General features: G+C 32.1%; 6 protein-coding genes. All 6 read left to right on the top strand.

The features are described 5' to 3' along the window. Positions 1-2: 2 nt before the first annotated feature. Entirely contained in the window at positions 3-920 is a 918-nt protein-coding gene (locus tag LS70_RS03385) for a 3-oxoacyl-ACP synthase III family protein (protein WP_034291469.1), read from the top strand. Positions 921-923: 3 nt separating this feature from the next. Next, positions 924-1,160, top strand: coding sequence for an acyl carrier protein (locus tag LS70_RS03390; RefSeq protein WP_034291471.1), 237 nt, complete (start codon positions 924-926; stop codon positions 1,158-1,160). Positions 1,161-1,341: 181 nt separating this feature from the next. After that, the gene (locus tag LS70_RS03395; RefSeq protein ID WP_201273956.1) at positions 1,342-3,432 is read left to right on the top strand and encodes a hypothetical protein; all 2,091 of its coding nucleotides are present in this window, start codon (positions 1,342-1,344) and stop codon (positions 3,430-3,432) included. Then, complete coding sequence (locus LS70_RS03400; protein ID WP_138109330.1) at positions 3,429-4,436, top strand: radical SAM protein; 1,008 nt, start codon at positions 3,429-3,431, stop codon at positions 4,434-4,436. The genes LS70_RS03395 and LS70_RS03400 overlap by 4 nt, the downstream gene beginning before the upstream one ends. 109 nt (positions 4,437-4,545) lie before the next feature. Continuing rightward, positions 4,546-4,725 carry a hypothetical protein gene (locus tag LS70_RS03405; RefSeq protein ID WP_138109331.1) on the top strand — a complete coding sequence of 60 codons (180 nt, stop codon included), beginning with the start codon at positions 4,546-4,548 and terminating at the stop codon, positions 4,723-4,725. 198 nt (positions 4,726-4,923) lie between these two features. Beyond that, the gene (locus tag LS70_RS03410; protein ID WP_138109332.1) at positions 4,924-6,045 is read left to right on the top strand and encodes a radical SAM protein; all 1,122 of its coding nucleotides are present in this window, start codon (positions 4,924-4,926) and stop codon (positions 6,043-6,045) included. Positions 6,046-6,138 lie beyond the last annotated feature (93 nt).

Here is a 6,138-nt window from a genome sequence, read left to right on the forward strand (position 1 = left end):
AAGTGATAGGCATAGAAGAGATAGCAGGCTACATTCCTCCACATAGAATCTCAAATGATGCACTTGCCAAACAATATGGTTTAGAAGAAAATTTTATTCAAGAAAAAATAGGCGTGATTAAGCATTCTGTAATGGGTGAAGATGAGAGTGCCATGACCATGTGTTTAGAAGCTTTTAAGGATTTACAAAAGAAAATAGAAATAGAAAATATTGATGTTATTATAACAATTACACAAAATCCAGATTATAATATTCCCCACCTTTCTGCTTTATTACATAAAGAATTGGGATTTGATAAAAAAACAGCTTGTTTTGATATTTCTTTAGGTTGTTCAGGATATGTTTATGGGTTGTCTATTATTCAATCCTTTATGCACTCAAATAACTTTAAAAAAGGATTGCTTTTTACAGCAGACCCATATTCTCGTATAGTGGATAAAAATGATAAAAATACCGCTTTGCTTTTTGGCGATGGAGCATCTGTAACGCTTTTAAGTGAAAATGCAAAATTTTATCCCAAAAGAACTTTGTTTGGCACTGATGGCTTAGCAGGTTGGGATTCTTTGATTTGCCGTAATCAAAAATTAGAAATGAATGGGAGACAAGTGTTTAGCTTCGCTGCTACGGAAGTCCCAAAGCAGATTAAACAACTCTTAGAGGCTGAAAATTTGAATCTTGCAGATATTGATTTATTCATCTTGCATCAAGGAAGTCGTTATATTGTCCAAACAATCCAGAAACGCTTAGGTGTGGAAGAATGTAAAGTGCCTTATGAAATTTTTGATTATGGCAATACAATTTCATCATCTATTCCTTTAATCTTGAGAAATTACCTTTGCAATAAAGATATAAAAAGGATAGTTTTGAGTGGTTTTGGAGTAGGATTTTCTTGGGCAAGTTCAATTTTAACAAAGGAGTGAAATATGGAAATTAACAATAAAGTAATTAGAGAAATTCTTCAAGAGATTGATATTTTGGGTGAAGTTGATGAATTATCTGATGATTTAGGGCTTGTAGATCAGGGTGTAGATAGTTTGGATATGGCAAATTTATATTTAAAACTAGAAGAGCATTTTGGTATTAAAATACCTGATTCTGACTTGCATTTGGTGCAAAGTATCAATGGAATAAGAGAATATCTAAAAGAAAGAGCACAATAATTATGAAAGTTATGCTTAAGTTGTGCGGAGTTATATTTTACACAAGATTTACTAATCGCTTCTATGTAAGGCTTTGATTCCACATAAATGTTTTTTAGAATTTTTGTTTGTTTTAATTTAAGTTTTGTTAGTATTCTGCCGATATTTATCGGGAAATTTAAGATTATTATAAAGAATAGCAATGCAATTACAAGAGATAACGCAACGTTTAAAAGTCGCGCAAAATAAGCAAGAAATTAATGTGGTAATGACTTTGATTAGAGCTTTTGGACAAGAGTGGCAAGAAGGATTAAGCACAGAAGAATCTAAGGAGATTATAGGGCTAATTAGAGAAAAGGCTTTAGAAATAATCTTCACAAAAGGTGATGTGCCAGATAGAGATTTTTTGTGGGCGTATGGAATCTTTAAAAATCTTGAAAAAAAAGAGGGGATAGAGGCTTTAAAGGATTCGCGATTCCAAAGTTATGTGGATTTGTGTTTAGCATATGTAAAAAATACTGAAATTTCTTATTATGAACAATTATTATTTATTGATTGTGCGTGTGTTGCACTTTTGCTTAGCGGAGAGAGTGATGGCGCGATTAAATTCTTTTTATCACATAGCATTTATTTAAATTTGCGTGAGAATTATATTGTAGATTTAAATAATTTTGTTAGTGCATTTATGGGATATTATGCGATTCCTATTGAATGGGTTTTAGAGGCGCAAAGAGACGCGCTTAAAAGTCCGTATTATGAAGGGCTGACAAATGATGATAAAAAATCTGTCTTTTTGTGGAGTATGCATATTTTTTGGAATGTGCAACATTATTATAATAACTTAAAATGGAAAGAAAATTTTCCAACTTGGCTTGAAGTTTTAGAACGCTTGCTTAAGCAGGGGAATTTAGACTTAGCAATGTATGTGAGCTTTTATATTTATCATAAATTTGGAAATAGCGCGCAGACACAAGAGGATTGGCAAGAATATAATGATAAGGTTGTTAAACTTACAGAGCCATATTTTGTAGAGTATGGCAAAACGTTGCCAAAATGTAAAGATAAAATTGATACAACAAATGGGCGCAAAATAAAAATTGGAATCTTAAAAGATAGAATCGTAGAAAATTCTCCTTACAAGGTGGAATATTCTTTATGCAAGGCATTGCTGCAAGATAAAGAATTTGCAGAGAAATATGAAATTGTAGTGTATTCTATGGCATATATCCAAAAAAGTGATGATGATGTGCGAGTAATGCAAGATTTTGCACAGATTGGAGTATCTGTTTTTAGCCCTGCGTATAAGATGGTGCGTGAGAGAAGTTATTATGTTTCGCATTTGCAAAAGGCTTTGGTAATTAGAGATTCCATTTTAAGTGAGGGGATTGATATTTTAATCTCCACAGGAACGATTGATTGTAGTGATTTTCTCTTTGCTACAAGAAGTGCGCCTAAACAGATATTTTGGAGTCATGGGAATGGGCGATATGATGTGGCTGGGATTGATGAGAGGATAAGTCATTTTGTCTCTTCTGAACCTCCTTATAAATTTTTAAGTTTCCCTGTTGTTGTAGATAGGGAGAAATTTTATAATCCACCAAGAGATCCTAAAGTCATAGAAGCAGAAAAAGCAAAATATCCTATCAAAAAAGACACGGTTGTGCTTGGTGTGATTGGGCGGCTTGTCAAGGTAGATAGTGATGAATTTTTAGAGTGTGTCGCTAGAGTGATGAAAAAGCATAAAAATACAATATTTATCGCGGCTGGAAATGGCAATATACCGGTAATTAGAGAAAAGGTAGAAAAGCTTGGAATCTCAGAGAGATTCTTTATGCCCGGATTTGTAGATGCGCATATTTATGGGCATATTATTGATGTATTTTGTGATACTTTCCCTTTGGACCAAGGGGAGAGTCGTTCAGAAGCTACTTTTAAAAGAAGAGTGTTAATTGTTGGCAATATGCTAAATAGAAATATAACAAGAGAAGAATATATAAAGCAAAGAAGAGAAAACTTGCAAAAATATAAAAAACATTATGTAGAGGCTGTTGGAAGTCTTGTTAATGACCTTAATGTGGAAGATTTTGAAAAATATTTTTGTCTTATGGATAATCTATGGTATTTTAATGAAAAAGAATGCTCTCATTCTATTGAAACTGCCGTTGATTTGTTATCTACATCAAAAAAACAAATATTATTAACATGGTCAGCCTTAGTTTCTATTGGGATATATTTTTTAGAACAAGATAATCTGAAAGAAATTAAAAATATATTAGGGAAAGTATTTTTATGACACCACCTATTTTAAAAGAATTATTTGACCAATGGCGTAAAGAAGGATTATCCTTCTGTGTAACGAGTGAAAATTATAATAAAAGTGTGGATTTGGTTGAAAATGTTGGAGTTTGTCTCTCTTTCCGCTATCCATTTGAAGAGTGTATTGAATCAGTTGAGTATTGGAGAGAAGAAAATAATTATAGAGGAGACCCTCCAAAATTTTTAGATGAAAATAAAATTGATAGGATAGCATCTTGGCTTATTGCTAAAAATACACCAAAAACTATTACTCTGCAAGTAACGACTTATTGTAATTATGAGTGTCCAATGTGTCCTTGGCATGGGAGAGGAAACGAATTCAAAGAAGAGTATTACAAACGAAATCCAGAACTTAAACAAGTGATTATGCCTATAGATAAGGCAAAAAAAATTATTGATGAAATCGTGGAATACGGTATGGAGCATATAGGTTTAACTCCTCAAGGGGAGTTTTTTCTATATCCTCATTGGGAAGAGTTGCTAGCATATACAACCCAAAAAAATATAGGTGTATCTCTAACAACAAATGGTTCTTTATTGACTGAAGAAGTGGTTAAGAAATTACAAAATTATAGAGTTGATATTCTGTCAATTAGTGTTGATACTCTTGATTATCAAGTTTTCAAAAAAATTAGAAGTAAAAATGAAAAGCTTTTTACAAATACAATCAAAGCCCCCTTATTAATTGGCAATTTAAATACATATGGGCAAATTAATATTGTCAAGCAAGAAGATAATAAGGAAGAAATTGGTGCGATTTTAGAAAATTATCACCAATCCGATAATATCAAACAAATATGTGTTATTAAAGAGGTTACTTATGATGATAGATTGGCAACACAGAGTTCTAATGAAAATCACCCTATTTCTTTATGTGAGGGATTTGGGGAATATATTATCCAAGCAAATGGAAATGTTATTGGTTGTTGTTTTGCTGCATCTTATCCAAAAATTTTAGGTGCGGGGGGGGGGGGGGATTAATGTGTATTCCCATTCATTGAAAGATTGTATAGAAAAATTGAAAGCAAGCTTTATAGAAAAAGGAGAGTTATATAAATTGTGTTTAAAATGCCCTTCTTATAGAACTAGAATGAAAGATGAGGCTAGTATGGCAATAGAATTAGAAGGTAAATTTTTTTCTATAACAAATAGAAGTTTAAAGAGATATTTTTCTATCCCTAAGAAACTTTCTTCATTGTCTAACGATATTCTTTTATGGATGTATAAGAACAATATTGTAACAATGATGAAAAAAGACAAGATTTTGTAAAATTTAATAAAGGAACATAATGACACCACCTATTTTAAAAGAATTATTTGACCAATGGCGTAAAGAAGGATTATCCTTTTGCGTAACGAGTGAGAATTATAATAAAAGCTTATCTTATAATCAAGATTCTGCTTCTGCGGGGGGGGGGGGGAATATATATTTAGTTACCCCTTTTATTGCCCATCCGGCGAGGAATGGATGGAGGGTAATCTTTATGATGGTGAACCTCCAAAGGCATTACCTAAAGAGCAGATTGAGCGTATTGGAAAGTATCTTCTCAAAAATCGTCGTATTAGTTCTGCGACTATTCATTTGACTTCAAAATGTAATTATACCTGCCCAATGTGTCCTTTTCATGGGAAAGGATATAATGAGGGAGTGCGGTATTTTAAAGACAATCCAGCCTTAAAGGCAGAAATAACACTTGAAAATGTGATAAATATTATTGATAAGGTTTCAGACTATGGGATTGAGAGAATAAGTTTTACAAGTCAAGGAGAAGCTTTATTGCATCCTCGTATTCTTGAAATTATAAAATACTGTAAAGAGAAGGATATATATACTACTCTAACTTCTAATGGTGCAGTTGTCGATGATACGCTAGTTAAGCAGCTAAAAGAAGCTGGATTAGATGCAATTGATTTTAGTATTGATTCTGTGGATAAAATGACATATTCTAAAGTGAGGAGTGCAAACGACAGGGATTATAAAAGAGCTATATCAGCTCCAATAAAAACAAGAAAAGCAGGGATTTACACAAGCATACAATTTACTGAACAGAAAGATAATAAGGGACAATTTAATGATATATTAAAATATTATCTTCCATATGGGATTAATCAAATTAGAAATGCATTTGAATGTGAAATGGATAATAATGGATTTAAGAGAAAGGAAGTCTATATAAAAAACAATGAATATTTTATAGGCTTGTGCGGATCTAATGAGTATATTATATTGCTAGATGGCACACTTATTGGATGTTGTGCTATGATGTATTTTTATAATCAAGCGCAAGATAGGCTGCCTAATGTTTTAAAGGATTCTAGTTTTGAGGAATCATTGCAAAAACTACACTTTTTTTTAGCAGAAGATAAGTTTATGCAAGATAAGTGCAGAAAATGTGCCGCTTATGTTCCAAGTGTTGCTGTTCTACAAAAACAGAAGATAGAAAATGGATACTTTGTTTTTGAATATACTGATGGGAGGGAACTTAGATTTATTGTGCCTGAGCCTTTACGAATATTACCAAATGATATTCTTTTATGGATGTATAAGAACAATATTGTAACAATGATGAAAAAAGACAAGATTTTGTAAAATTTAATAAAGGAACATAATGACACCACCTATTTTAAAAGAATTATTTGACCAATGGCGTAAAGAAGGATTATCCTTTTGCGTAACGAGTGA

It is taken from the genome of Helicobacter sp. MIT 11-5569 (assembly GCF_000765695.2).
In the GTDB taxonomy this organism is placed as follows: Bacteria; Campylobacterota; Campylobacteria; order Campylobacterales; family Helicobacteraceae; genus Helicobacter_D.